The sequence below is a fragment of the Streptomyces sp. NPDC006339 genome (genome assembly GCF_040612775.1).
Lineage (GTDB): Bacteria > Actinomycetota > Actinomycetes > Streptomycetales > Streptomycetaceae > Streptomyces.
The window spans coordinates 11,933-37,857 of record NZ_JBEXQW010000062.1 but is presented as its reverse complement, the minus strand read 5'-3'; the positions used below and the strand labels follow the sequence as shown (position 1 = coordinate 37,857).

Sequence of the window (25,925 nt, the reverse complement as noted above, 5' to 3'; positions counted from 1 at the left end):
GCGGGCCAGGGCCCGACCGGCCAGGCCCTCGCCGGGGGAGACCGGAACCCGTCCGGTCGGCCACGCGGCATCGAGACCGCCGTCGCCGGGAGCGGTGAAGGCCCGCATGTTCTGCGGTCGTTGACGTGGACCGTGCTGGGCGCGCTCGCCGAGGGGGTGGCCGCGCGCGGTGGGCCGCTGCCCGCCGGTGGCCCGGAGGCGGTCGCCGCCGCCGTCGACGCGACCTGCGGCCCGGTCCTCCCGGAGGAGGGCATCGGGGCCGAAGCCGCCCTCGGCGGCCTGGTCCGCGCGGTCGCCGCGGGCGCCGCCGACCCCTCCGACCCCGCCTGTGTGGCGCACCTGCACTGCCCGCCGCTCGCGGTCGCCGTCGCCGCCGACCTGGCCGCCTCCGCGCTCAACCCGTCGATGGACTCCTGGGACCAGGCACCCGCCGCCGCGGTCGTTGAGCAGCGCGTCACCGAGGCGCTGGCCGCGCTCGTCCACCCCGCCGCCTCCGACCCCGACGCCCTGATCACCAGCGGCGGTACGGAGTCCAACCTCGTCGCCCTGCTGCTCGCCCGGGAACGGGCCCGGGAGCGGGGAGCGCGGCCGGTGCAGGTCCTCGTCGGAGCCAACGCCCACCACAGCGTGCACCGCGCCGCCTGGATGCTCGGACTGCCCACCCCCGTCACCGTCGAGTGCCGTGCGGGCCGCATGCTGCCCGCCGCGCTCGACCGGGCCCTGACCGAACTCGGCACCGGCCCCTGCCTGGTCGTCGCCACCGCCGGCACCACGGACGAGGGCCTGGTCGACCCGCTCCCCGAGATCGCCGAGGTGGCCGCCTGTCACGGCGCGGAACTCCACGTGGACGCGGCCTACGGAGGCCCGCTGCTCTTCAGCGACCGGCTCGCCCCGCGACTCGCGGGCCTGGAGCACGCCGTCTCCGTCACGCTCGACCTGCACAAGCTCGGCTGGCAGCCCGTCGCCGCCGGAGTGCTCGCCGTCCGCGACCGCGCCGCCCTCGACGCGCTGACCCTGCGCGCCGACTACCTCAACGCGGACGACGACACCGAGGCCGGGCTGCCCGACCTGCTCGGCCGGTCGATCCGTACCTCCCGGCGGCCCGACGCGCTCAAGATCGCGGCGACGCTCCAGGCGCTCGGCCGCCGCGGGCTCGGCGCGCTCGTCGAGCACTGCGTCCGTACGGCCGAGGAGTTCGCGCACGCCGTCGACGCCCACCCGGCACTGCGCCGACGGCCCGGCGACATCGGCATCAGCACCGTGCTCTTCCGGCCCACCGCCGCCGACGCACTGCCGGGCGAGGAGGGCGACGCGCTGGTCGCCGCCGTCCGCCGGGATTTGCTCGCCGCGGGGCGCGCCGTCCTCGGCCGGGCCAGGGCCGAGGACGGCGACGGCACCCCGCGCCTGTGGCTCAAGGCCACCCTGCTCCATCCCCGTACCCGCGCCGCCGACCTCGACGGCCTGCTCGAGCTCGTCGTCGAGACCGCCGAGACCGCCGAGACCGCCGAGACCGCCGAGACCGCCGAGACGGCAGAGACGGCAGAGACGGCAGAGACGGCAGAGACGGCAGAGACGGCCGCCACCGCCACCACCGCCGCCACCGCCGCCGCCGCCGAGACCGCCGGCTCCCCGGCGACCGCCGTACCGGCCCGTACCACTGGAGGAACCCGATGACGCCCCCGCCCACCGAAGAGCCCCTGGACCTGCTGGGGGTGGGCGCAGGACCGTTCAACCTCTCGCTCGCCGCCCTCGCCGACGGCATACCGGGACTGCGCGGTGTCTTCTACGAGCAGCGCCCCGCCTTCCACTGGCACCCCGGTCTGCTCATCGAGGGAGCCACCCTGCAAGTCCCCTTCCTCGCCGACCTGGTGAGCCTGGTCGAACCCACCAGCCCCTGGTCCTTCCTCAACTACGTCAAGAACAGCCGCCGGCTCTTCCCCTTCTACTTCGCCGAGCAGTTCCACATCCACCGCGCCGAGTACGACCACTACCTGCGCTGGGCCAGCCGCGAACTGCCCTCCGTCCACTTCGGCCACCAGGTCGACACCGTGCGCTGGGACACCGAACACCGGGCCTTCGCCGTCGACTTCACCCGCGTGGACGCGGACGGCGACGCCCAGGCGGTCGGCCGCACGTACGCACGGAACCTCGCCCTCGGCATCGGCACCGCCCCGCACGTGCCCGAACCCCTGCGGGAGCTCGCCGACGACCCCGGCACCCTCGTGCTGCACTCGGCCGACTACCTCGCCCACCGGGACCGGCTGCTGACCGCCCGCCACATCACCGTGGTCGGCTCCGGGCAGTCCGGCGCCGAGGTCCTGCTCGACCTGATGCGGGCCCGCCCGCAGGGCCGGGAGGGTCTCACCTGGCTGGCCCGCACCCCCGCGTTCGCGCCCATGGAGTACAGCAAGATCGGTCTGGAGCAGTTCACGCCGGACTACACGCGCTACTTCCACGGCCTGCCCGAGGCCACCCGCGACCGGCTGCTGCCCAACCAGTGGCAGCTCTACAAGGGCGTCAGCGGCGAGACGCTCGGCGACATCCACGACGAGCTGTACCGGCGGAGCCTCGGCGGGACCTGGCCCGACGTCACCCTCACACCCGGCGTCGCCGTGCAGCGGGCCACCCGCGCCGGCGGCCGCATCGAGCTCGACGTCGAGCACGGCCTGCAGGAGACCCGCGGACGGCTCGTCACCGACGCCGTCGTCCTCGCCACCGGTTACCGCGAGCGGCCCATGGACGGCCTGCTGGGCGCCCTCGCGCCGTACATCCTGCGGGACGAAGCCGGCCGGCCCGAGGTCGACGAGGAGCAGCGGCTCCGCCTCGCCCCCGAGATCGACGGCGCCGTCTACGTCCAGAACGCCGAACGGCACACGCACGGCGTCGGCACCCCCGACCTCGGACTCGCCGCCTGGCGCTCCGCCGTCATCCTCAACTCGCTCACCGGCAAGGACTTCTACCTGCTGCCCGAGCGCACCGCCTTCACCACCTTCGGCCTCGACGGCCTGGCCGCGCCGGGCCCCGACGCCGCATTCGCCGGCACTACCAGCAACAGCGGCAGCAGCACCAGCAACACCCGCAGCACCCGCAGCACCCGCAGCACCCGCAGTACGACCACCAGCACCAGCATCATCAGCACCGGAGGACGTTCGTGACCGAGCAGATATCCCCGCGGGACCGTGCCCTCGCCTGGCAGCGGGCCGGCACCCTGATCACCGAGAAGATGCTCGGCGAACTCTCCTACGAGTATCTCTTCGAGCCGGTCGCCGACCCCGAGCCCGTCACCGAGGGCACCGAGCCCGCCTGGCGCCTCGATCTCCCCGAGGGCGTGACGTATCGTTTCCGCGCCCGCCACGGCGCCTTCCGCTGCTGGGTCGTCACCCCCGGCTCCGCCACCCGCCACACCGCCGACGGCGCGTCCGGACCCGCGAACGACCCCCGCATCCTCGTCACCGACGCCCGCACGGTCCTCGGCCTCGCCGGCATGCGGCTGGCCGACGTCCTCAGCGAGCTGACCGCGACCGTCTCCAACGAAGCCCTGCGCCTGGCCCGGCCCATCACCGCCGCCGAGCTCGCCGCGCTCCCGTACGACCGCGCCGACGGCCACCTCACCGGCCACCCCCGCATCGTCGTCAACAAGGGCCGGGTCGGCTTCTCCGCCGCCGACCGCGAACGCCTCGCCCCCGAGGCGCGCACCCCCTTCCCGGTGCGCTGGGCCGCCGTCCACCGCGAGCTCGCCAGCTTCCGCTCCGTACCCGGCCTCGACGAGAACACGCTGCTCGCCGAGGAACTGGACCCGGCCACCCGCGAGGCGTTCACCGCCCGAGTCACCGAGGCCGGCGGCGACCCCGCGGAGTACGTGTGGATGCCCATCCACCCCTGGCAGTGGGACGAGGTCGTCGGCACGCTCTACGCCGCCGAGATCGCCACCGGCCGCATCGTCCTCCTCGGCGACTCCGACGACACCTACGTGCCGCACCAGACCGTCCGCACGCTCGCCAACGTCAGCCACCCCAGCCGGCGCGACGTCAAGACGGCCTGCTCCGTCCGCAACACCCTCGTCTACCGCGGCCTCAACTCCGCCGCCACGCTGGCCGGCCCCGCCGTCACCGAGTGGCTCCTGAAGATCCACGAGAACGACGAGCTGCTGCGCGACGAGTACCGCTTCGACCTGCTCGGCGAGGTCGCCGCCGTCTCCGTGCGCCACCCCCTCTTCGGCTCGCTGCCGGACCTGCCCTACCGCTTCCACGAGACCCTCGGCGTGCTGTGGCGCGAACCGCTGCGCACCCGCGTCGGCGACGACGAGCGCGCCATCTCCCTCGCCACGCTTCCCTACCGCGACCAGCAGGGCGAGAGCGTCGTCGCCCACCTCGTCAAGACTTCCGGCATGACCCCGGAGGACTGGTTCGGCACGCTCTACGACCTCATCCTCACCCCGCTCCTGCACTGGCTCTACCGCTACGGCGTCGCCTTCTGCCCGCACAGCCAGAACCTCATCCTCATCACCGACCCGGACGGCCGCCCGCTCCGCGTGATGATCAAGGACTTCGCCCAGGGCGTCGACCTCGTCGACAGCGACCCCGTCCTGCCGATCCACGACACGCTCGGCGAGGAGGCGCGCAAGGACATGCTGCGCTGGCCCGCCCCGCTCATGGCGCAGTCCCTGTTCTCGTCCGTCTTCTCCGGGCAGATCCGTTTCCTCGCGGAGATCGCCCACGACGACTTCGGCTACCCGCGCCCCGCCATGTGGGAGCAGGTCCGCACCATCATCCGGGCCTACGCCGACCGCTTCCCCGAGGACGCCAAGCGCTACCCCGACCTCGACCTCTTCGCCCCCGACGTCGAGCGCGTCTGCCTCAACCGCGAGCACCTCGCCGGCGAGGGCTTCGAACGCGTCGACCGCGACGAGGAGTTCGACGTCCGCTTCGGCCGCGTCCCCAACCCGCTGCACGCCCCCGACCCGGAAGGCCGGTGGTGACCCCCGTGTCCACCCCCTTCTGGAAGCGCCCCGCCGGGCCGCGTACCCTCGCGGCCCGCGCGGCGGCGGGCGCCGGGATCCGCCGGGAGCTGACCGAGCGCGCACCCCGCCGGCTCACCCTCCTCGCCCCCGACCCGCACGCCCGCTTCGCCGCCGTCGACCTCGACGGCGACTTCGCCCTCGCATCCGTGCTCGACGGCGGCTACGGAGCCTGTACGTACCTGTACGCCTGGACGGTCGAGCGCGGCACCTCCGCCGCGCCCGAGCTCCAGCGCTACTACGACACCTTCTCCGACCTCGTCCTGCGCCCCGACCCGGCCACGCTGCTGCCGCAGCCCGGCGAGGACGGCAGTTGGTACGTGGTGTGCGACGCGGCCTGGCCCGACGGCACCCCGGTCGCGGTCGCCCCCCGCAGCGTGCTGCGCGACCGGCTCGCGGCCGCCGAGGCCCTCGGCATCGTCCCCTCGGTCGGCCTGGAGCACGAGGTCACCTTCTACACCGCCGACGGTGCCCCCCTCACCTCCCACGGCATCGACTACGCCCTCGGCGGCACGGAGCCGCTCGCCCCGCTGCTGCGCGACGTGCGCACCACGCTCCACGAGGCCGCGGTGGGCGTGGAGTCGGCGCGCGCCGAGTGCCACCCGGGGCAGTACGAGATCGTCCTGCGCCACCGGGACGCGCTCGCCGCCTGCGACGACGCCATGCTCCAGCAGACGCTCGTCCGCCAGACGGCCGCCCGGCACGGCGTCACGGCCTCCTACCTGGCCGCCGAGGGACCGGGGAAGGGCAGCTCCTGCCACGTCCACCTCTCCCTCAACGATCCCGAGGGCCGCAACCTCGGCCCGGCCGAGGGCGACCCCCGCCGGCCGAGCCCGCTGCTCGCCTCCTTCCTCGCCGGGGTGCTGCGGGCCGCCGCGGATCTCACCCCGCTGTGGGCACCGACCGCCAACGCGTACGTACGCCTGCGCACCGGCGACTTCGCCCCCACCGAGGTCCGCTGGGGCGTGGACGACCGCACCGCCTCCGTACGCCTCGCGGGCAGCGGGCCCTCGCTGCGCCTCGAGTGCCGCTTCCCCGGCGCCGACGCCCAGCCGCACCTGGCCGTGGCCGCCCTCCTCGCCGCCGGCCTCTCCGGCATCGAGGACGGACTGGAGCTCCCGGAGGCGGGGGAGCGCGTCGACCGGCTCGCCACCACGCCCTGGCAGGCGCTGGAACGATTCGCCACGGCCAAGCTCCCGGTCCGGCTCCTCGGCCAGGAGCTCGTCGACCACTACGCGGCGCTGTTCCAGGCCGAACTCGACGCCTGGTGCGAGGGCGTGAGCGACTGGCAGCGCCGCCGTGGAGCCCTGCGCTCATGAGCGCCGCCACCGGCGCACCGGCCGCGGCGAGCCCCCTGAGGGAGCTCGCCGCGGCCCCCGGCCTGCTCTCGCTCCTGGGCTGGAGCCTCGTCGGCCGCCTCCACCTCTCCGCCACCCTCGTGGCGCTGCTCGTGGTCGCGGCCGACACCACCGGCTCCTACGCCACCGCCGGACTGGTCTCCGGCGCCCTCGTGCTCGGCCAGGGACTCACCGCCCCGCTGCGGGGCCGGGCCGTCGACCGGCGCCCCGCCGCCGGCGTCCTCGTCTGGACCTCCCTGGTCTACGGGGCGGGTGTCGCCGCCCTCGCGGCCGTACCGGCGTCCGTGGGCTGGCAGGCACTGGCCGGTGCCGCGTTCCTCGTCGGCCTGGCCTGCCCGCCCTCGACCCAGGTGTCCCGCGCCAAGGTCGCCCAGCTCGCCGAAGGCCCGCTGCGGCAGCGGGCCTTCACCCTCCAGGCCACCGTCAACGAACTGGTCCTCGTGACCGGCCCCGGTGCCGCCTCCCTCGCCATCGCGGGGATGGGAGGACGCGGAGCGGTCGTGATCTGCGGCGTCCTCGCGGCCGTCGGCGGCTTCGGCCTGGCCGCCGCCGTCCGACGGGCGGGCGTCGACGCGCCCCCCGCCACCGGCGGGAAGGCGGCCGAGACGCCGGCGGGCTCCCTCCTCCGCAACCCCGCCGTGGTGCGGGCCGTCGCCGCCGTGACCGCGCTCATCGCCGGCTTCGCCGTCATCGACTTCGTCCTCGTCTCCTGGTCCCATCAGCGCGGCAGCCCCGCCCTCGGAGGCGTCCTCACCGGCGTCTGGGCCGCCGGATCGGCCGCCGGGGGACTCGCCGCCACCCTCTGGAGCAACGGCGCGGCACACCTGTGGCGGCGGCTCGCCCTCGTGGCCCTGGGCGTCGCCCTGCTCCTGCCCGCCCTCGCCCTGCCGCCGGCCGAGGCGACCCCCTGGACGGTCGCCGTGGCCCTCGCCCTCGGCGGCACCGTGATCCCGCCCGCCCTCGCCGCCCTCTACGACCACGTCGCCGACAGCGCCGGGCCGACGCGGCGCGCCGAGGTCTTCGGCTGGATCGCCACGGCCACGACCGCCGCGTCCGCGGCGGCCAACCCCCTGGCCGGAGCCGCGCTCGACCGCTGGGGGCCCCTGGCACCCGTCTGCGTCGCCCTGGCCGTCTGCTGCCTGGCCGCGACGCTCGTCGCCCGAGCCGGAAAGGACCCGGCCTCCCCGTGAACCGGCTCCTCGTACGTCCCCGCCGTGCCGCCCGCCGGTGCGCGCCGGAAGGGCACAGGATGGAACGGCCGGTCCGGGACCGGGAGACCGCCGCGGCGCCCGTGGCGGGCGGGGCGACCGTGGCGGTGGACAGGCCGGCGGGCGGGGCCGGCGGCACGGGTGCGGGGTGGGCACGGGAGGTGCGGCCGGGCACCCCGGTCGCGACGACGCCCGCCAGGGCCGCGGTCCGGGCCGACGACGCCCCGTACGCCGTACGGGCACCCCACCCGCCCCACCCGCCCCACCCGCCCCACGGCGCCGCGGACGAGCCGGAGGCATCCGCATGACCGCCCGGTCCCGCAACATCCTCACCCTCAGCACCTACGTCCTCTCCCGCACCGGCAAGGACGCCCGCGCCCGGCTCGCCGCGTGTCTGGACGCACGAGGGCTCAGGCTCTGGCACGCGACCGTCCTGTCGACGCTCGACATGATCGGCCCCCAGGCCAAGGGCGAACTGTCCGCCCGCCTCGACATCCACAGCACCGACCTGTCCCGCGTCGTCAAGGACCTCACCGCCGCCGGTTACGTCACCTGCTGCCCGCGCCCCGAGGACCGCCGCCTGAACGAGGTCTCCCTCACGGACGAGGGCCGGCGGGCGCTGAACGACATCAGCGCCGAACTGGCCGCCGTCGACGACGCCCTTCTCTCCCCGCTCTCCCGCAGCGAACGGCTGGTCCTGGAGTCGCTGCTGCTCCGTCTCTTCGCCCACATCTGCCGACCGACCTGAACCGCGTACGCGCGCGGCGCCGCCGGCGGTCCCCGACCCCTCAGGAGGGCGGCGGGCTCTCCGGCGAGGTGCGCCCGGGAGCGATGAAGTACCCCATGAGGCGGGCCGCGGTGACGGTGCCGAGCAGCGTCACCCGGGAGCCGTCGCGCTCGATGACCGCGACCAGGGGGCTGTGCGTACGGGCCATCAGCGCCGCGACCTCCATCGGCTGTGCGTCCGGGCCGACCACGGGCGGCGGATACAGCCGGCGCGGCGCCCACTCGGCCACGGTCAGCCCGGCAAGACGCTCGGCGAGCTCGCCGTCGCCCCGCCCGCCGAGGACACCCGCGAGGGCCGGGTCCTCGCTGACGTACGCGGGGATCAGCCGGCCGATGAGCTGCGAGCCGGGGACGATGGCATACGGCTGTCCGTCGGCGTCGAGGACCAGCAGGGCCGACAACGACTGCTCGGCCAGCATCCGGGCCGCGTCGATCGCATCGTCGTCCGTGGTCACGAAGGGATAGGGCTCGGCGAGATCGCATGCGCGCATGACCGCCTCCTTCAGCGTCCGCGCGCGGGCGCCCGGAAGCGGAGCGCGCGTACCCGGCTCGTACGTGCCGCTGAATCGCTTGACGCGTTCTTTACACACTATCCGCCGCGCCGCCGCCAGGACCAGACCATTCCGGAGAGCGCATGAGGGAGCGCGAGGAGCGAGCGGGGCCGTGCGCGGCCGCCCCCGCCCCCGCCTCCGGACGTGCCCACCGGCTCAGGGCCACAGCAGCTCGTGGCGCCAGGGAGCACCGGCGGCGTCCCTGCCGTACACCACGCGGTGATGGACCCGGTCGATGCCGGCCTCCCAGAACTCGACCTCGGTGGGGGAGAGGGCGTAGAGGGTCCAGCTCGGCGGGCAGGGCACCTCCTCCGGGTAGGCCGCGTCGAGCCGCGCGAACTCGTCGAGCGCGGCGCGGCGCCCGGGCATCGGCCCCGGCCGGTGCAGATGGGCCGACAGCCTGGAGCCCCGGCCCCGCTCGGCGAAGTCGCTCTCGGACGCGGCGCGCCCCTGGTCGACCGCGACACCGACGAGGCGGACCTGGCGGCCGACCGCGGGCCAGTAGAAGTGCGCGGCGACCCGCGGGCCGGCGGCGATCTCCAGGCCCTTGCGGCTGTCGGCCGGCGTCGCGAAGAAGACGGAGTCCTCGTCGATGTCCTTCACGAGCAGGACACGGCTGGACGGCACTCCGTCGGCCGAGACCGTGCAGAGGCTCATGGCATGGGGCTCGGCCTGGCCGGCGGCCCCGGCCGAGAAAATCCATTCCGCGATCAGTGGTACGGGATTCTCCGGAAGGTCCTTATCGGTGAACGCCGTCGTGCCGACGTTCGCGAATACCGGAAGGGACCTGAGTCGTTCGCGCACTGTCTCGTTCACCTTCCCGAACCTACCCGTCCGTCTCGGGCTCCGTCTCCGGATCCGGCTCCGGACCCGAGCCGGGTAGCGGCCTTCATCGCTGCCACAGGAACGCGGCCTCGCCGCACGGGCGGCAGCGAAAGACGTAGCCCAGACCGCCTCCGCCGAAGTTGGCCGAGGTCTCGAAATCGGCTCCCTCCTCGAATTCGGCCGTGAAGGTCATCGGCTCGCTGCAGGACGGGCAGGCCGGCGTCTCATCGCCTTGAAGCCAGTCGGGTTCGCCACCCAGCCTCCCCAGGACCGGCTCCGAGGTCGGGGTGTCGGCCGGGTGCGGGCACAGGGCGGTCACGGCGCCGAGCAGTGTCTCGCCCTCGGCCGGGACGGCGGCCGCCGACAGCGGGCCTTCGAAGACGAAGGCGCGATTGGCGCCGCCGGTGGCGTCCCAGTCGTCACACAGGCCCGGATTGTTCTGACAGAGGAAGACCGCGATCACGCCCCCTTCGAGGGGCAGATGAGCGAAGAACATCATGGACCCGCCACATTCGCGGCATCGCGGCCAGACGAACCCCTCCGGAACGAGCGGCACGCCACCCGTACGCAGCTCAGGAGCATCGGCTACGGCTTCCCCGCCGTGTATCAACAGCATGGCCCCAGACTAGGCGCCCCCTCCGCCGCCGAACCGAAGGCCCGTTCCCGCATCGACCGGATCACGCTGGTCTTCCGGCGGACCGCCCGCTCGACGGTCGCCGGTCACTAAGCTGATGCGGGCAACTTCAGAGACATCCGTCCAGGAGACGATCCGGCCCACCGCGTGCTCGGCGAAGGAGCGCACCCTCTCCTCCGGGGCCGCCCCGGGGCCGCCGGGTCCGGGGACCAGAACCAGCCGCTCGGCGGCCGGGGTGTAGGCGATCGGGTCGCCGGGCTCCTCCCGGGTCTCGCGCACCAGAGCCGTGACCACGTCCTCCCATGGACCGTCCAGGAGCCCGCTGACCAGATGCCAGCAGCCCGCCGCGTACACATCGCCGGCCCGCCGGGACAGCAGCACCTCGGGCCCCGCCGCCCCGTCGCGCACGGCGATCAGATGCACGTCGAGCGGCTCGGTGTGCCGCCGGCTGCCGGTCACGCGACACCGCCCGGCCTGCGGGCGAGCTGCACCGAGCCGGGGCTGCGGACGCGGCCCGTGTTCGCAGACTGCCGTCCGGGCCCATGCCCGGCAGGTGTGCTCACGTCGTTCACCAGCCCCACTGGGAGTACGTGCGGCCTTCGGCGATGGCGGTGAGAGCCGTCCGGGTGTAGGGGACGAGCCGCTCCGGGAGTGCGTGCGGCGGCCACCACCGCCAGGTCAGGCACTTGTCGGTTTCGAGGACCTGGGGGACGCCCTGCCAGCGGCGTGCTCGGAACACCAACTGCATCAACGGCTGTCCGCCCGGGGTGTCCACGGCGTGGACGACATGCAGCAGTTCCACGTCCGCCGGGTCGATGACCAGCCCCGCCTCCTCCCGCGCCTCCCACACCAGGCATGTGACCGCGGACTCCTGCTCGCACTTCCCTGCCAGGTAGTGCCACGTGTTCCCCGCGTACGCCGAGTCGGGGTGGCGCAGGCCCAGGAGCACCCGGCCCTCGTCGTCCTCCAGGTGGAGGTGGACGCCGATGCCGTTCAGCACGGTCCGGCTGCCCCCGTCCCATGGAGCGGGGACCGCAGCCGGCGTGCCATCCGGAGCGTGCTCGGCCGCGTGCCGGCGAATGAGGGCGCGCGTCGCGGGGCTCAGGCGCAGCCGGTCCAGACTTTCGTGAGCGTGGTCTTCCCTGACCCGTTCGCCCCTACCAGGGCCGTCACCTTCCCCCGGGGGGACCCGCACGCTCACGCTCCTCAGGGCAGGGGAGTCCGCTCCCGGGTACGTGAACGACACCGCCTCCGTCCGCACCTCCCGCACCGGGGCGGGCAGCGGCGTCCCGGAGTTCGGGATGGCGTTCTCCGCGGCGATCGTGATGGCGTCCTCGGTGTCGGTGAGGTACAGCAGCTCCTCGTACAGCCGGTTGACCTGCTGCACCAGCGACGTGAGCCGCGCCGTCGACGTGCGGATGGCGATCACCGCCGTGCCGCCGACGGCGAGCGGCAGACCACCGGACGCCAGGAGCCACCACAGCACGCCGTAGCAGGCCAGCGACGCCACACCGGCGAACGCCCCCGCGACCAGGTCCGTGGAAGCCTGCGCCCGGGCCAGGCGCCGCTGCTCCGCCTCCATCTGCCGCGACATCTCCTCGTAGCCGGACAGCAGCTTCGTGCCGGCGGCGTGCACACGGATCTCCGCGGCGGCGTGCGGGCGGGTCAGGTAAGCCAGCAGGGACGCGATCGCCCGGCGGTGGTCGACCCAGTGCAGCCGCGAGACGTACTCGCGGCGCGCCGAGCGGACCGCGCCCCACCCCTTGGGCAGGGCGATCGCCAGCAGCATCGGCAGCAGCGCCCAGTGGAGCGACGCCAGTACGACCGCGGCGGCCACCATGCCGATCACCACATTGCCCACGCCCACCGACAGCCGGAGCATGCTGCGGGCCGAGTCCGTGCCGAACTTCCCCGCCTCCAGGACCCGCTGGACCTCCGGCCGCTCGGTCGCCTCCACCTCGACGCGGGTCACGGCCGTGTAGTACCGGGCGGAGACCGCCCGCTCCACCTGCGGCTCCAGCCGACCCGACATCGCCGTCGACCACGCCGACAACACCGCGGTCGCCACCGCCGCGAGCGCCAGCACCACCAGCGACGGCAACGCCTCGCGGAGCTTGTCCCCGGTCGGGCCGTCGGCGAACAGCTCCGTCAGGACACTGTTGACCGCCACCAGCCCCCACCCGGCCGTCACCCCCTGCCCGAGCTGCGCCACCACGACCCCGGCGAGCGCCCGCGGGTCCGTCCGCCACCCGGTGCGCAGCACCATGGCCACCATGCGGGGCAGCGCGGCCGCCATGTGCCCGAACTTCAGCCGCGTCAGCGGGCCTTCATGGCGGACATATGCCTGGTCGTAGCGCAGCCGCCCGCCGTACAGCTCCCGCTCGGCGTCCGAGACGGCAGCCGTGTCCGCCTCCTCCTCCTCTCGTGCGTTCGTGGTCTCGTCGCTGTCCGGTTCGACCTGCGTCAATGTGTTCCCCCTCGAAGGCGTGGCGCTGTGGCGTCGGCCTGTTCAACGACGCCACCCCGATTTCGAACACGTGCTCTTTCGGACGGGTTGCGCACGCCGGGGTTGAGCGGTTCTCCGAAGGTGCGCGATGCACCGACCCTTGCCACGCAAGCGCCCGCGGCCGAGCCCGGATTGGCCGAAACGCCGACGCTCGTCCACGACGCTGTGGCCGTACGCGGTCAGGGGGCGCTCAAGGCGGATCCCTGACCGCGTCCGCCCGAGGCGGCGGGCAGGAACACCCCCCTGACCGCATGGTGAGCCGGTCTTGGTCCACGTTGTGGGCGGCCAGGTGGCGGATCTTGCTGCTCCGGTCGTCGAAAGCGCAGGTCAGAGCGGTGTGTACGGGATGTCAGGTGGCGCAATACTGCGGCAACACCATCGGAGGCGCTCGGCCGCTACGTTCACTGTCATGCCAGCCGAACCCACCCCCGCAGCCCGTCCGGTCGCCGCCGCGCGGCGGCGGCGGCTGCGCGCGGACCGGGCCAGGGAGCTCGCCGACGTGCTTCGCCACCAGGTCCTGGCGGGCGGTTTCCCCGGTGGGGTCCTGCCGCTCGAGGACGTCATCGCCGCCGATTACCGGGTCAGCCGCAACACCGTGCGGCAGGCCCTGGATCTGCTGCGCGGTGAGCGGATCGTCGACCGGCAGCCCGGCGTCGGCACCGTGGTGGTGTGCGAGAAGTACCCGCACGGTCTGGACCGGCTCCAGGGGCTGGCCGAGACCCTGTACGAGCACGGCCGGGTCACCAACGAGGTCCGCACCGTCGGGCCGGTCGCGGCTCCGGGCCCGGTGGCCCACCGGCTGGGCCTGCCCGACCACACCGAGGTGCTGTGTATCGAGCGGCTGCGCCGCCTGAACGGACTGCCGCTGTCCCTGGACCTGTCCTACCTGCCCATGGACGTGGGCGGTGAACTGCTCGGCTGTGACCTGGAGAACACGGATGTCTTCCGGCTCCTGGAGTCGTTGACCGGCGGTCCGCTGGGACACGCCGAGATCACCCTGGAGGCCGTGAACGCCGACGCGCACTCCGCGGCGGTGCTCCAGGCCCCGCGCGGGGCGGCCGTACTGATGCTGGAGCGGCTGACCCATCTGCCCGACGGACGGCCGGTGGACCTGGAGTTCATCCGGTTCCGCGGCGACCGCATCACCATGAGCGGCGTGCTGCGCCGCTCTCCCTGACCCTCCCCACCCCGGGGTCCCGGCCGGCCCCGAAACCCTCCCCCCGTAACCCGTTCCCCCGCCCTTTCCCCGGGCCTTGGAGACAGCCATGCCTCTTGTGCCGCAGCGCGCGGACGTACCCGTGACCATCGACGAGTCCAAGTGCATCGACGGCTGCACGCTCTGCGTCGACATGTGCCCGCTCGACTCGCTCGCGATCCGCGAGGACAACGGCAAGGCGTACATGCACGTCGACGAGTGCTGGTACTGCGGCCCGTGCGCGGCGCGCTGCCCCACCGGCGCGGTGACCGTCAACATGCCCTACCTGCTCCGGTGAAAGGCCCGATCCCCATGACCTCCAGGAGAATCCCGCTCCTTCCGCTGCTCCCGGCCGCACTCCTGCTCTCCCTGACCACCACCGCCTGCGGGGGCGTGGCAGGCGCCGGGGACGACGGCGACCCGTCGACGGTCACGGTGACCGTCGGATACCAGTCCAAGACCATCAACACCGTCACCGCCGGCACCCTGCTGCGGTCCCTCGGCTACTTCGAGGAAGAGCTCGCGGCCCGGGGGAAGAAGGACGGCGTCACCTACCGGGTCGAGTGGCAGGACTACGCCACCGGTGCCCCCATCACCGCCCGGATGACGGCCGGGAAGATCGACATCGGTTCGATGGGCGACTTCCCACTGCTGATCAACGCGGCCCGCGGCGAAGAGCTCAAGCAGCCGACGCGGCTGGTCGCGGTCACCGGCTACAACCTCCGCGGCGGCCTGAACACCGTGGTCACCCGCCCCGGCTCCCCCCTGCGGTCACTGGCCGACCTGCGCGGCAAGAAGGTGTCCACGAGCGTCGGTTCGGCCGCCGACGGCACCCTGGTGAGGGCCCTCCAGCGGGCCGGCGTCGACCCGGGCAAGGACATCCGGAAGCTCAACCAGCAGCCCAGCGTGGGCGCTTCGGCACTGGCGGCGGGCAGCGTCGACGCGCTCTCCCAGTTCGTCGCCTGGCCCGGGCAGTTGGCGTTCGAGGGCAAGGCCACCGCCCTGTACGACGGGGCGGAACTGAACCTGCCGACCTTCCACGGCGTCACCGTCCGGGAGAAGTTCGCCAAGGAACGGGCCGGAATCCTCGACGACTTCCTCCGGGCGCAGCGGCGGGCCACCGACCATCTGCGCGCCCACCCGGTCGCCGCCGCCGAGTCGGTGGCGCAGGCGACCGGGCTGCCGGCAGAGGTGGTCTACCTGTACAACGGCGCCAACGGCATCGCGACCTTCGACCCCGAGCTGCGCCCGGAGCTGATCGCCGCGTTGAAGGAGGACGTGCCGGTACTGAAGGCCGCCGGTCTGGTGCACGACGTCGACGTGGACGGCTTCGTCGACCCGGCGCCGCTGAGGCGGGCCGTCACGTCCCCCGCGTATCCGGTGAGCGCCGCCGCGAAGCCCGAGCTGTGGCTGAAGGGCGCGGCCGGCACCCGTACCTTCGACAGCCCCGAGGAGCTGCTGAGGGCCGTCAAGGGCGCGGACGTGCGGGCCGCGTACGTCCCCGACGCGCTGACCGGCACCCGCTGGTTCGCCGACAAGTCGGTGTGGGTCGCGGACGGCGCTCGGCTGCGCGCGTTCGTCACCCGGGCGAACGCCGAGAAGTACACCGGCACGCGCCCCGGGGCCCGCGTCATCGGTTACGCGGACGCCCTGGAGCTGGCGTCATGAGGGCCGGCCGCTGGCTGGTGCGCGCCGCCTCGCTGGCCGCCGCCCTCGGGCTGTGGCAGGTGCTGACCTCCCTGGACGCCAGCCTGTGGCTGCGGTTCGAGCTGTTCCCCACGGTCGGCGAGGTGGCGTCCGCCTTCGCCGACCGGGTCGGCACCGTTCCCTACTGGCAGGACCTCGGCCACAGCCTGCGCCGGATCCTGGTCGGCTTCGCGCTGGCCGCGGTCCTGGGCGTGGCGGCGGGCACCGCCATCGCCCGGTCCCGGTGGGCCGCCGACCTGCTGGGGCCGCTGGTGGAGGTGGTGCGGCCGGTGCCGGCCATCGCGCTGGTGCCCGTCGCCATCCTGCTGCTGCCCACCAATGAACAGGGCATCGTCTTCATCACCTTCACCGCCGCCTTCTTCCCCGTCGTGGTGTCCACCCGGCACGCGGTCCGGGCGCTCACGCCGGTCTGGGAGGAGGCCGTGCTCACCATGGGCGCCGGCCGGCTGCGGGTGCTGTTCTCGGTGGTGCTGCCGGGTGCCCTGCCGGGCGTCTTCGGCGGCCTGTCGGTGGGCATCGGCGTCTCGTGGATCTGTGTGATCTCCGCCGAGATGATCTCCGGCGAGTACGGGGTGGGCTACCGCACCTGGCAGGACTACACCATCGTCGACTACCCCGGGGTGTTCGTCGGCATGGCCACCATCGGCGCCCTCGGCTGGCTCACCTCGACCGCCGTCGAACTGCTGGGCCGCCGCGCGACCTCCTGGCTGCCCCGGCCCGCCTCGGGGCAGGCCGGCGCCGCCTCGCACGCCCGACCCGCTCCGGGGCGGGCCGGTGCCGCCTCGCGCCGGGCGCCGCGCGGACCCGGCCGCGCCCCCTCGGTCCCCGGCGCGGACACCAGCGCCGATCCCACCGCACCGCACCCGGCGGCGAACGACGCCGCCGACCGGAAGGAGCCGGTCTCATGAGCACCGCCACCCCCTCCACCGCCGCCACCCCCTCCACCGCCGCCACCCCCTCCACCGGGAGCGTCCCGGCCGGCGCCGAACTCGCCCTGCACGACGTGCGGCTCGGCCACCCGGACGGCGCCGCCGTGCCCGGCACCGTCACCCTGCGGATCGCGCCGGGCGAACTGCTGGCCGTCGTCGGGCCGTCCGGCTGCGGCAAGTCCACGCTGCTGCGCACCCTCGCCGGGCTGCTCCCGCCGCTGGGCGGGCGGGTCACGCAGGACGGCGAGCCGGTCGTCCGGCCCGGCGCCGACCGGGCGCTGGTCTTCCAGCACGACGCCCTGCTGCCGTGGCGTACCGTCCGCGCGAACGTGGAACTGCCGCTGGCGATCCGCCGGGTCCCCCGGGACGAGCGGCGGCGGACGGCGGCCGACTGGCTGGAGCGGGTCGGTCTGGCCGAGCACGCCCACAAGCTGCCGTACCAGCTCTCCGGCGGTCAACGCCAGCGGGTGCAACTGGCCCGCGCCCTGGCCGGACGGCCCCGCGCCGTCCTGATGGACGAACCCTTCGGCGCGCTCGACGCGCACACCCGCGCCGGGATGCAGGACCTGCTGGTCGACATCCTGCGGGGCACCGGCGCGACCGTCGTCTTCGTCACCCATGACGTCGACGAGGCCCTCCACCTGGGCGACCGCGTCCTGCTGCTCGGCTCCGGCCGGGTCCTTGACGTCCCGCACCCGCGCCGCCGCGACGCGCAGCACGCCCCCGAGACCGCCGGTGTGCGCCGCAGCGTCCTCGCATCCCTCTGACAGTCACCCTTCTGCAGCCACCCGAAAGGCACCTGACGTGGACACCCTGGTGGACACCCCCCTGGCCATCCCCGATCTCGCCGAGGCCACCGAACTGACCTGCGACGTCCTCGTCATCGGCGGCGGCACCGCCGGCACCATGGCCGCGCTGACCGCGGCCGGGCTCGGCGCCGACGTGCTGCTGCTGGAGAAGGCACACGTCAGGCACTCCGGCGCACTCGCCATGGGCATGGACGGGGTCAACAACGCCATCATCCCGGGCCGGGCGGAGCCCGACGACTACGTCGCCGAGATCACCCGCGCCAACGACGGCATCGTCGACCAGTCCACCGTCCGGCAGACCGCGACGCGCGGCTTCGCGATGGTCAAGCGCCTGGAGTCGTACGGGGTGAAGTTCGAGAAGGACGAGCACGGGGAGTACGCGGTCCGCCAGGTGCACCGGTCCGGCTCGTACGTCCTGCCGATGCCGGAGGGCAAGGACGTCAAGAAGGTGCTCTACCGGCAGATGCGGCGGCGCGAGATGCGGGAGCGCATCCGTATCGAGAACCGTGTTATGCCGGTCCGGGTGCTCACCCACCCGGACGACGGCCGGGCCATCGGTGCCGCCGGATTCCACACCCGCACCGGCGCGTTCGTCACGGTGCGCGCGGGGGCGGTGATCCTCGCGACCGGGGCGTGCGGCCGGCTGGGGCTGCCCGCCTCCGGTTATCTGTACGGGACGTACGAGAACCCCACGAACGCGGGCGACGGCTACGCCATGGCGTACCACGCGGGGGCCGCGCTCACCGGCATCGAGTGCTTCCAGATCAACCCGCTGATCAAGGACTACAACGGTCCCGCCTGCGCGTACGTCGCCAATCCCTTCGGCGGGTACCAGGTGAACCGGCACGGCGAGCGGTTCGTGGAGTCGGACTACTGGTCGGGGCAGATGATGTCCGAGTTCGCGGCCGAACTCGCCTCCGACCGGGGCCCGGTCTACCTCAAGCTCAGCCATCTGCCCGAGGAGACCATCACCGCCGTCGAATCGATCCTGCACACGACGGAGCGGCCCACGCGCGGCACCTTCCACCAGGGCCGGGGCCACGACTACCGCACCCACGACATCGAGATGCACATCTCGGAGATCGGGCTGTGCGGCGGGCACTCCGCCTCCGGGGTACGGGTGGACGCGCACGCCCGCACCACCGTGCCCCGGCTGTACGCGGCCGGTGACCTGGCCTGCGTACCGCACAACTACATGATCGGGGCGTTCGTCTTCGGGGATTTGGCCGGCGAGGACGCGGCGCGGTACCGGGCCTACGAGGGGGAATTGCCCCACGACCAGTTGGCGGCGGCGCACGAGCTCGTCTACCGGCCGCTGCGCAACCCCGACGGGCCTCCGCAGCCGCAGGTGGAGTACAAGCTGCGGCGGTTCGTCAACGACTACGTGGCGCCGCCGAAGAGCGGGGCGAAGCTGTCGCTGGCGGTGGAGGCGTTCATCCGGATGTCGGAGGAGATCGCCGGGATGGGGGCGCGCACCCCGCACGAGCTGATGCGGTGCGCGGAGGTCACCTTCATCCGGGACTGCGCGGAGATGGCCGCCCGGGCCTCGCTGGCCCGCACCGAGTCGCGGTGGGGGCTTTACCACGAGCGGCTCGACCACCCGGGGCGGGACGACGAGGGCTGGCTGCACCACCTCGACCTGCGCAAGTCCGCGTCGGGGGCGATGGAGTTCACCGCGCGGCCCGTGGAGCCGTACGTGGTCCCCGTGCCGGAGTACGCGCCCGCGGCGGGCCCGGAGCGGCGGCTGGGCGAGGTCACGCTGGTTCCGGTGGCCACGGGTGGCCCGCGGGACGCCGCGCCGAGCGCCCGGCCGACCGCGCCCCAGGCGGCCGAGGCCGGGGTCGGGGCGCCGAGGCCGACGGCTCCGGCCGCACCCGAGGCCCCCGAGGGTCACGAGGTCCACGAGGTCCACGAGGTCCCCGAGGTCCACGAGGTCCACGAGGCCCCCGAGGCGTCAGCGCCCAGCCCCGCGCTCCTCCGCCTGCTCTCCCTGGCCGAGGAGTCCCCCGACCTGGAGGCGCTGCGCCCCTATCTCGCCGACACGGACCCGGCGGTACGGGCGGCCGCCGTGGCCGCGCTCGGGGAGACGGTGCCGGCCGGTGCCGGGCCCGCGCTCGCCGAGCGTTTGCGGGACACCGCACCGCAGGTCCGGGGCGCCGCCGCGGCCGCGCTGCGCGAACTCGTCGAAGTCCTGCCCGCCGAGGCCGGGCTGGGGGCCGGGCTGCGCGAGGCGCTGGAGGTCGCCGACCGAACCGTCCGGGCGGCCGCGCTCGACGTGCTGCGCGCCCTGCGGCTGGGCGATGCCGGGGTGTACGCCGCCGCGCTCGACGACACGGAGATCGAGGTGCGGATCACCGCCGTACGGGCCCTGGTCTCGGTGGACGCGGTCGCGGAGCTGGCGGTGGCCGCCGCCGACCCGGCCCGCGAGGTGCGCGTGGCGGTCGCCCGGGGCCTCGCGGCCGTGCACGCCCCGGCCCCCGACCCGCTCGACCCGCTGCTGGACGACCGGGACCCGCTCGTCCGGGGCGCCGCTCTGTCCGCGCTGGCCGCCACCGGCTGCCCGCCCCGGTACGCCGCGCTGGCCGCGGCCGCCCTCGACGACCCGGCCTGGCAGGTCCGTGCGGGCGCCGCGACCGCCCTCCGCGCGGCCCCGCCCGCACCGGCCGTCGCGGCCCTCGCCGGGGCCCTGGCCGACCCCAACGCGGACGTCCGCAAAGCCGCCGTCCTCTCCCTCCTCTCCCACCGCGCCACCCCCGCGGCCCGCACCGCCCTCGCCGCGGCCGCCACCGACCCGGACGCCGACATCCGCGCCTACGCCTCCCGCCGGGACGCGTGACGGCCGGCCGACCCCGCCCGGCGGGTCGACCGTGTCGGCGGCGGGAGCCGATCCGTACCCGCCGGGGCCGGGGACTTCACCGAGCCCGGCGGGCATGGTCGGTCGGCGCCGCCCCGGTGTCATGGACGGCGGCGGCGCCATCGGCGGTGGAGGCTTCCGCGCCTCCACCGCCTTGCCTCAGTGGCGATCGACCGGGACGTACCGGGCATGGGTGTCCACCGTCACCGCCATCGCTCCACCGTCGCGCCGCGGTGGGTCAGGTGCGGGTCCAACGCTGGTTGCTGCCGCCCGAGCAGGAGGAGAGCTGGATCAGGGTGCCGTTGGCCGTGCCGTTGGCGGCGGTGGCGAGGCAGAGGCCGGACTGGACGCCGACGATGGATCCGTCGGAGTCGAGGCGCCACTTCTGGTTGTCGCCGCCCCAGCAGCTATAGATCTGGACCTTGGTGCCGTTTCCGGTGCCGGCGGCGTCCAGGCACTTGTTGCCGTAGACCCTGAGTTCGCCGGCGGCGGTGTACGTCCACTGCTGGTTGGTGCCGTTGTGGCAGTCCCACAGTTGGAGCTGGGTGCCGTCGGCGGTGCCGGCGCCCGGCACGTCCAGGCAGCGGCCCGACCCGACGCCCTTGATCTGTCCGGAACCCGAAGGGGGCGTGGTGGAGCTGCCGTTGAGTGCGTTGAGGACGGAGGTGTAGGCGGGCTTCTTGCTGCCGTCTCCGTTGAACAGCAGCGGCGTCTGCTCCGGTCGCCAGGAGTCGGTGTCGCGCACACCCCAGACGGTGATGCCGAGGCAGCGCGGGACGGCCAGGCAGTCGTTGGTCACGTTGGCGTACGTCGTGGGCGAGGCGCCCTCGATGTCGAGTTCGGTGACGGCCACGTCGACGCCGAGGGCGGCGAAGTTCTGCAGGGTGGTGCGGAAGTTGCTGTGGTAGGGGCTGCCGCTGTTGAAGTGCGCCTGGAAGCCGACGCAGTCGATCGGCACGCCGCGCTGCTTGAAGTCGCGGACCATGGCGTACATGGCCTGGGTCTTTGCCCAGGTCCAGTTCTCCACGTTGTAGTCGTTGTAGCAGAGCTTGGCGGCGGGGTCGGCGGCGCGCGCGGTGCGGAAGGCGACCTCGATCCAGTCCATGCCGGTGCGTTGCAGGTTGGAGTCGCGCCGGGCTCCCGAGCTGCCGTCGGCGAACGCCTCGTTCACGACGTCCCACTGGGCGATCTTGCCCTTGTAGTGGGTCATCACGCCGGTGATGTGGTTCGTCATCGCCTGGCGCAGGGCGCTGCCGCTGAGGTTCTGCATCCAGCCGGGCTGCTGGGAGTGCCAGGCCAGGGTGTGACCGCGCACCTGCTTGCCGTTCTGTACGGCCCAGTTGTAGACGCGGTCACCGGCGGTGAAGTCGAACCGGCCCTGCTGGGGCTCGGTGGCGTCGATCTTCATCTCGTTCTCGGCCGTGACCGAGTTGAACTCGCGGTTCGCGATCGTCGTGTACGCCGAGTCGCCCAGCCTGCCCGAGGAGATGGCGGTGCCGAAGTAGCGGCCGCTCTGTGCCGCCGCGCGGCCGAGCGTGCTTTCGGCGGCGTGTGAGGCCGGCGGCGCCACCAGCACGGCGGTCGAACCGAGGACGCCGACGATGAGGGCCGTACAGAGACCGCCGATTTTCCGGCGGAGGGTGGTGGGGGGAATTGCGTTTAAGCGCATGACTGAGCCTCCGGGTCAGAAATCACGGAAGGATGTGAGCGCGGCGGAAAGAAATCCGCGGAAGCGGCGCACGCGTCCATTGACGAAGGACGTTCGGGTTTCAGTCTGGAAATCTGACGGAAGCATGTCAAGACTTTCGAAAGGGTTTCGAGAATCCAGTCCTTTCAAGGAATTCGATGGTCATTCCCGTCGGCTCGGGTACGTGATGTCGAAACTCGTGAAATGGGCTTGATGGGCCGACGGGCGGCCGTTGGAGGTGGCGTAGAGGCCGAGCTGGACGCTGGTGAACAGCGGGGTGAGGAAGGTGGCTTCGACGGTCGTGAGGTCCTGCCAGGCGCCGCCGGGTGTCGCGTGGGCGAAGGTGTGGCTGAAACCGCGGACGCGCACGCCCAGGCGCACGGGGCCCGGCGGGACGGGAACGCCGGCCAGCACCTCGGGCCCGCGGCGGAGGGTGAGCCCTTCCGTGGTGCGGAGGAAGAGGAGGTGGGCGTCGTCGTCGAGGACCACGGCGAGGCCGGCCTCTTCACCCGGTGCGGCGGGGGTGAAGCGCAGCTCGGTGGAGACGTCGCAGTCGGGCTGTTCCTGGGGGCGGACCAGCAGGGAGGGGACGGTGCGTTCGCCGAGGCGTTCGGGGCGGAGCCGGAGACGGAGCCCGTCGCCGGTGGTCCAGAACGGCGCGCGGGGAGTGCGCAGGGTGCTCCAGTCGGCGGAGAGGGTGGCGAAGTCCTCGTGGAGGGGCCGGCGAGGGCCGGTGTGGACGACGGGGGAGAAGACCGGCCAGCCGTCGTCCCAGGTGACCCGGCTGAGGAAGGTCTCGCGGCCGAGGGCCGAACCCGGGCGGACGCCCAGGAGGACGGCCCGCCAGTCGCCGTACGGGGTCTGGACGAGGTCGGCGTGACCGGTGCAGGTCACCCGGCCCGTGGCGGGTGGGAGCACCGGGTTGCCGGGGGCGCCCTCGTAGGGGCCGGTCACGCGGTCGGCGCGGGCGGCCACGACGCTGTGGTCCACATCGGTGCCGCCCTCCGCGGTGAGGAGGAGATAGCTGCCGTCGATCTTGTACAGGTGCGGGGCTTCCGCCCATCGGGCGCCGGGGTGGCTCCCCGACCACAGGACGTGCTCGGGTCCCGTGAGCCGTCGTTCGCGGGGAAGGTATTCGCGCATCCAGATCTCGGTGTGGCCGGCGGCCTCGTCCAGCACGCGGGCGGCGGTGAACCAGGCCCTCCCGTCGCCGCCGACCGCCCCGTCGCCGCCGTCCGTCCCGTCGTCGAAGAACAGCGACGGGTCGAAGCCCTCGCCCTCCAGCCAGTGCGGTTCCGACCACGGGCCCGCCGGGTCGGTCGCCGTGACGACGAAGTGGCCGGGGCCGTCCATCAGCGTGCAGACGAGATGGAAGACCCCGTCATGGTGGCGGATCGTCGGTGCGAACAGGCCCCGTGAGGGCGCGCACCCGTCGAGGTCGAGCTGGGACGGCCGGTCGAGCGCGGAGCCGAGGCGCCGCCAGTTCACCAGATCGCGGCTGTGGAACACGGGAAGGCCCGGGAACCATTCGAAGCTGGACGTCACCAGGTAGTAGTCCGCTCCCACCCGGCAGACGGACGGGTCGGGCCGGAAGCCCGGCAGCACGGGATCGCCGAACGACGCGGAATTGCGGGCCGTCATGGCACGGGGACGATCGCGACCGGCACGGACAGCACCCGGTCGGTCCCCGGGTGACGTACGGGGCCGTGCAGGGTGAAGGACCCCTGGAGCGGAAGGTCGCCGCTGGACCGTCCGACGGCCACGCGGATCTCCCCGGGCTCCACTCTTCTGCGCAGGTCGATCCCGGTGAAGGAGGTCCGGTCGGCATGGACGGAGAAGGTGATCCGGGCGGCCGCCCCCGGCTCCAACTCGACCCGCCCGAAGCCGGCGAGCCACCGCTGCGGCCGGACGACGGACGCCACAGGGTCCGAGAGGTAGAGCTGGACCACCTCGGTCCCGGCCACCTCGCCGACGTTGCGGACGGTGGCCGAGACGGTGACGGTCCCGTCCGTCGCCGCGACGGGGTCCACCGAGAGCTCCTCGTAGCCGAAGCTGGTCCAGCTCAGCCCGTGTCCGAAGGGGAACAGCGGGGTCGGGTCCACCGAGCTCCAGTCCGTGTGCCCGCCGAGCGTGGGGTGCAGGTAGGTGCCGGGCTGGCCGCCGGTGTGGCGGGGGACGGAGACGGGCAGCCGTCCGGACGGTTCCGCGGCCCCGCTGATGATCCGGGCGAGTGCCGTCCCGCCCTCCTCGCCGGGGAAGAAGGTCTGCACCACCGCCGACGCCCGTTCGGCCAGCGTACCGAGCGCATAGGGCCGTCCCGAGACGAGGACCAGGACGGTCGGCACCCCGGAGTCCAGGACGGCGGCGGCGAGCGCGGCCTGGTCACCGGGCAGGTCGAGGGTCTCGGCGTCGCAGCCCTCTCCGGAGGTGCCCCGGCCGAACATGCCGGCCCGGTCCCCGAGCACCAGCACGTTCACGTCCGGATCGTCCGCGGTGACCGTGAACCCGGCGGCGGTGAGCGCCTCGCCGAGCGTCGGTATCTCGAGCCCGAGGTCGCCGGGCAGCGCGACATGATTGGGGAAGGAGTAGCAGCCGAGGAAGGACTGCGGGTCGTCGGCGTACGGCCCGCCGACCGCGACCCGGCACGGCCGCAGCGGCAGGGTGCCGTCGTTGGCGAGCAGCACGGTGGACCGTTCGGCCAGGAGCCTGGCCAGGGCCCGGTTCTCCGGCGGGTCCAGGTGGACGGGTTCGGGCGTGACGGGTTCCCAGTCGGGGTCGAGCAGGCCGAGTTCGGCCTTCTGCAGCAGGACCCGTTCCGCGGCGCGGTCGACGAGCTCCTCGGCCAGGGCTTCCGACCGCACGAGTTCGGTCAGCGGCTCCCCGTAGCAGCGGGCCGTGGGCAGCTCGACGTCGATCCCGGCGGTGAGCGCCAGCGCGCCGGCCGCGCCGCGCGATCCGGCGACGCCGTGCCGCGTCTCCAGGAAGGAGACGGCGTAGTAGTCGGCGACCACCACACCGCCGAACCCGAGTTCACCTCTGAGCAGGTCGGTCAGCAGCCGTTCGTCGGCGGCCACCGGGACGCCGTCCACGTCGGTGTAACTGTTCATCACCGACCGGGCGCCTCCCTCCCGCAGTGCCCGTACGAAAGGCTCGACCAGCACGTCGGCGAACTCGCGCGGCCCCGAGGAGACGGGGGCCATGTTCCGGCCGCCGCGCGAGGCCGAGTACCCGGCGAAGTGCTTGAGCGTGGCCACGATCCCGGCGCCTTCCAGCCCCTGCACATAGGCGGTGCCGATCGCTCCGACGAGATAGGGATCCTCGGCGATGCACTCCTCGGTCCTGCCCCACCGGTAGTCGCGGACCACGTCGAGGACCGGAGCCAGCCCCTGGTGGACGCCGACCCGCCGCATCCCCGCGCCGATGGCGGCGGCCATCCGCCGCACCAGTCCGGGATCGAAGGACGCGCCCCAGGCGAGCGGCCCGGGGAAGACCGTCGCCCCGAGGGTCATGAACCCGGTCAGGCACTCCTCGTGAGCGACCGCCGGGATGCCGAACCGGCCGGATGCGGTCACCTGACGCTGGAGCGAGGCGAGCCGCTCCATCCCGGCTTCCACGGTGATCGGCGCGGTGCCGTACACCCGGGTGAGCTGGCCGAGCCCGTGGGCGACGATGTCGTCGAAGCCGGGCGCGGACTCGCCGGAATCGTCCTCCATCGGCGCGACAGGTGCTCCCGGATCGGTGGGGAGGGCCCAGAAGCCGGTGAGCTGCCCCGCCTTCTCCTCCACCGTCATCCGTTTCAGCAGATCGGCGACTCTCGTGGACGCGGGGAGGAGGGGGTCACGCCAGGGCTCGGTCAAGG

The 25,925-nt window shown here is 73.7% G+C and carries 22 protein-coding genes; 13 read left to right on the top strand and 9 right to left on the bottom strand.

Translation table 11 applies throughout. The annotated features are described in order from the left end of the window. Positions 1-111 precede the first annotated feature (111 nt). From ABZ135_RS34125 to ABZ135_RS34095, 7 genes are read left to right on the top strand one after another with little or no spacing between them, the layout of a single operon-like run. Positions 112-1,674 (top strand): aminotransferase class V-fold PLP-dependent enzyme, encoded by a 1,563-nt coding sequence (locus ABZ135_RS34125; RefSeq protein ID WP_356701480.1) that lies wholly within the window; start codon positions 112-114, stop codon positions 1,672-1,674. Then, positions 1,671-3,155 (top strand): SidA/IucD/PvdA family monooxygenase, encoded by a 1,485-nt coding sequence (locus ABZ135_RS34120; RefSeq protein ID WP_356701463.1) that lies wholly within the window; start codon positions 1,671-1,673, stop codon positions 3,153-3,155. The genes ABZ135_RS34125 and ABZ135_RS34120 overlap by 4 nt, the downstream gene beginning before the upstream one ends. Continuing rightward, a complete protein-coding gene (locus tag ABZ135_RS34115; RefSeq protein WP_356701462.1) occupies positions 3,152-4,978 on the top strand; it encodes an IucA/IucC family protein in 1,827 nt (608 codons plus the stop codon). The genes ABZ135_RS34120 and ABZ135_RS34115 overlap by 4 nt, the downstream gene beginning before the upstream one ends. Before the next feature lie 5 nt (positions 4,979-4,983). Further along, positions 4,984-6,336 carry a hypothetical protein gene (locus ABZ135_RS34110; RefSeq protein ID WP_356701460.1) on the top strand — a complete coding sequence of 451 codons (1,353 nt, stop codon included), beginning with the start codon at positions 4,984-4,986 and terminating at the stop codon, positions 6,334-6,336. Further along, complete coding sequence (locus tag ABZ135_RS34105) at positions 6,333-7,565, top strand: MFS transporter (protein WP_356701459.1); 1,233 nt, start codon at positions 6,333-6,335, stop codon at positions 7,563-7,565. The genes ABZ135_RS34110 and ABZ135_RS34105 overlap by 4 nt, the downstream gene beginning before the upstream one ends. Positions 7,566-7,624: 59 nt before the next feature. Next, on the top strand, positions 7,625-7,891 hold the full coding sequence (locus tag ABZ135_RS34100; RefSeq protein WP_356701457.1) for a hypothetical protein: 267 nt from the start codon (positions 7,625-7,627) through the stop codon (positions 7,889-7,891). Further along, positions 7,888-8,331, top strand: coding sequence for a MarR family winged helix-turn-helix transcriptional regulator (locus ABZ135_RS34095; RefSeq protein ID WP_356701455.1), 444 nt, complete (start codon positions 7,888-7,890; stop codon positions 8,329-8,331). The genes ABZ135_RS34100 and ABZ135_RS34095 overlap by 4 nt, the downstream gene beginning before the upstream one ends. Before the next feature lie 40 nt (positions 8,332-8,371). On the opposite strand, the gene ABZ135_RS34090 is transcribed toward ABZ135_RS34095, so the two are convergent. The 6 genes from ABZ135_RS34090 to ABZ135_RS34065 all read right to left on the bottom strand — a co-directional run bounded on the left by ABZ135_RS34090 (position 8,372) and on the right by ABZ135_RS34065 (position 11,552). Continuing rightward, positions 8,372-8,860 (bottom strand): CBS domain-containing protein, encoded by a 489-nt coding sequence (locus ABZ135_RS34090; RefSeq protein WP_356701453.1) that lies wholly within the window; start codon positions 8,858-8,860, stop codon positions 8,372-8,374. 216 nt (positions 8,861-9,076) lie between these two features. Next, a complete protein-coding gene (locus ABZ135_RS34085) occupies positions 9,077-9,724 on the bottom strand; it encodes a pyridoxal 5'-phosphate synthase (protein ID WP_356701478.1) in 648 nt (215 codons plus the stop codon). An 85-nt stretch (positions 9,725-9,809) separates the two neighbouring features. Further along, entirely contained in the window at positions 9,810-10,361 is a 552-nt protein-coding gene (locus ABZ135_RS34080; protein ID WP_356701451.1) for a hypothetical protein, read from the bottom strand. 9 nt (positions 10,362-10,370) lie between these two features. After that, positions 10,371-10,838: an NUDIX domain-containing protein gene (locus ABZ135_RS34075; protein ID WP_356701449.1), complete on the bottom strand. Its 468-nt coding sequence runs from the start codon at positions 10,836-10,838 to the stop codon at positions 10,371-10,373. A 109-nt stretch (positions 10,839-10,947) separates the two neighbouring features. Beyond that, positions 10,948-11,379, bottom strand: a complete 432-nt coding sequence (locus tag ABZ135_RS34070) for an NUDIX domain-containing protein (protein ID WP_356701476.1) — start codon at positions 11,377-11,379, stop codon at positions 10,948-10,950. A 101-nt stretch (positions 11,380-11,480) separates the two neighbouring features. Next, complete coding sequence (locus tag ABZ135_RS34065) at positions 11,481-11,552, bottom strand: hypothetical protein (protein WP_356701474.1); 72 nt, start codon at positions 11,550-11,552, stop codon at positions 11,481-11,483. Positions 11,553-13,294: 1,742 nt separating this feature from the next. On the opposite strand from ABZ135_RS34065, the gene ABZ135_RS34060 reads away from it, so the two are divergent. From ABZ135_RS34060 to ABZ135_RS34035, 6 genes are all read left to right on the top strand, one after another. After that, positions 13,295-14,062, top strand: coding sequence for a GntR family transcriptional regulator (locus ABZ135_RS34060; protein WP_356701447.1), 768 nt, complete (start codon positions 13,295-13,297; stop codon positions 14,060-14,062). 88 nt (positions 14,063-14,150) lie between these two features. Beyond that, positions 14,151-14,378 (top strand): ferredoxin family protein, encoded by a 228-nt coding sequence (locus ABZ135_RS34055; RefSeq protein WP_125741086.1) that lies wholly within the window; start codon positions 14,151-14,153, stop codon positions 14,376-14,378. A gap of 14 nt (positions 14,379-14,392) precedes the next feature. Then, the gene (locus ABZ135_RS34050) at positions 14,393-15,748 is read left to right on the top strand and encodes an ABC transporter substrate-binding protein (RefSeq protein WP_356701445.1); all 1,356 of its coding nucleotides are present in this window, start codon (positions 14,393-14,395) and stop codon (positions 15,746-15,748) included. Next, positions 15,745-16,695 (top strand): ABC transporter permease subunit, encoded by a 951-nt coding sequence (locus tag ABZ135_RS34045; RefSeq protein WP_356701443.1) that lies wholly within the window; start codon positions 15,745-15,747, stop codon positions 16,693-16,695. Before ABZ135_RS34050 ends, ABZ135_RS34045 begins: the two co-directional genes overlap by 4 nt. Next, positions 16,692-17,483 (top strand): ABC transporter ATP-binding protein, encoded by a 792-nt coding sequence (locus ABZ135_RS34040; protein ID WP_356701441.1) that lies wholly within the window; start codon positions 16,692-16,694, stop codon positions 17,481-17,483. The genes ABZ135_RS34045 and ABZ135_RS34040 overlap by 4 nt, the downstream gene beginning before the upstream one ends. Before the next feature lie 37 nt (positions 17,484-17,520). Further along, a complete protein-coding gene (locus ABZ135_RS34035) occupies positions 17,521-20,361 on the top strand; it encodes a fumarate reductase/succinate dehydrogenase flavoprotein subunit (RefSeq protein WP_356701439.1) in 2,841 nt (946 codons plus the stop codon). A 256-nt stretch (positions 20,362-20,617) separates the two neighbouring features. Here ABZ135_RS34035 and ABZ135_RS34030 read toward each other — a convergent pair whose 3' ends face one another. The 3 genes from ABZ135_RS34030 to ABZ135_RS34020 all read right to left on the bottom strand — a co-directional run bounded on the left by ABZ135_RS34030 (position 20,618) and on the right by ABZ135_RS34020 (position 25,923). Next, on the bottom strand, positions 20,618-22,048 hold the full coding sequence (locus tag ABZ135_RS34030) for an endo-1,4-beta-xylanase (RefSeq protein WP_356701437.1): 1,431 nt from the start codon (positions 22,046-22,048) through the stop codon (positions 20,618-20,620). 180 nt (positions 22,049-22,228) lie between these two features. Beyond that, entirely contained in the window at positions 22,229-23,707 is a 1,479-nt protein-coding gene (locus tag ABZ135_RS34025) for a family 43 glycosylhydrolase (RefSeq protein ID WP_356701435.1), read from the bottom strand. Beyond that, on the bottom strand, positions 23,704-25,923 hold the full coding sequence (locus tag ABZ135_RS34020; RefSeq protein ID WP_356701433.1) for a glycoside hydrolase family 3 N-terminal domain-containing protein: 2,220 nt from the start codon (positions 25,921-25,923) through the stop codon (positions 23,704-23,706). Before ABZ135_RS34020 ends, ABZ135_RS34025 begins: the two co-directional genes overlap by 4 nt. Positions 25,924-25,925 lie beyond the last annotated feature (2 nt).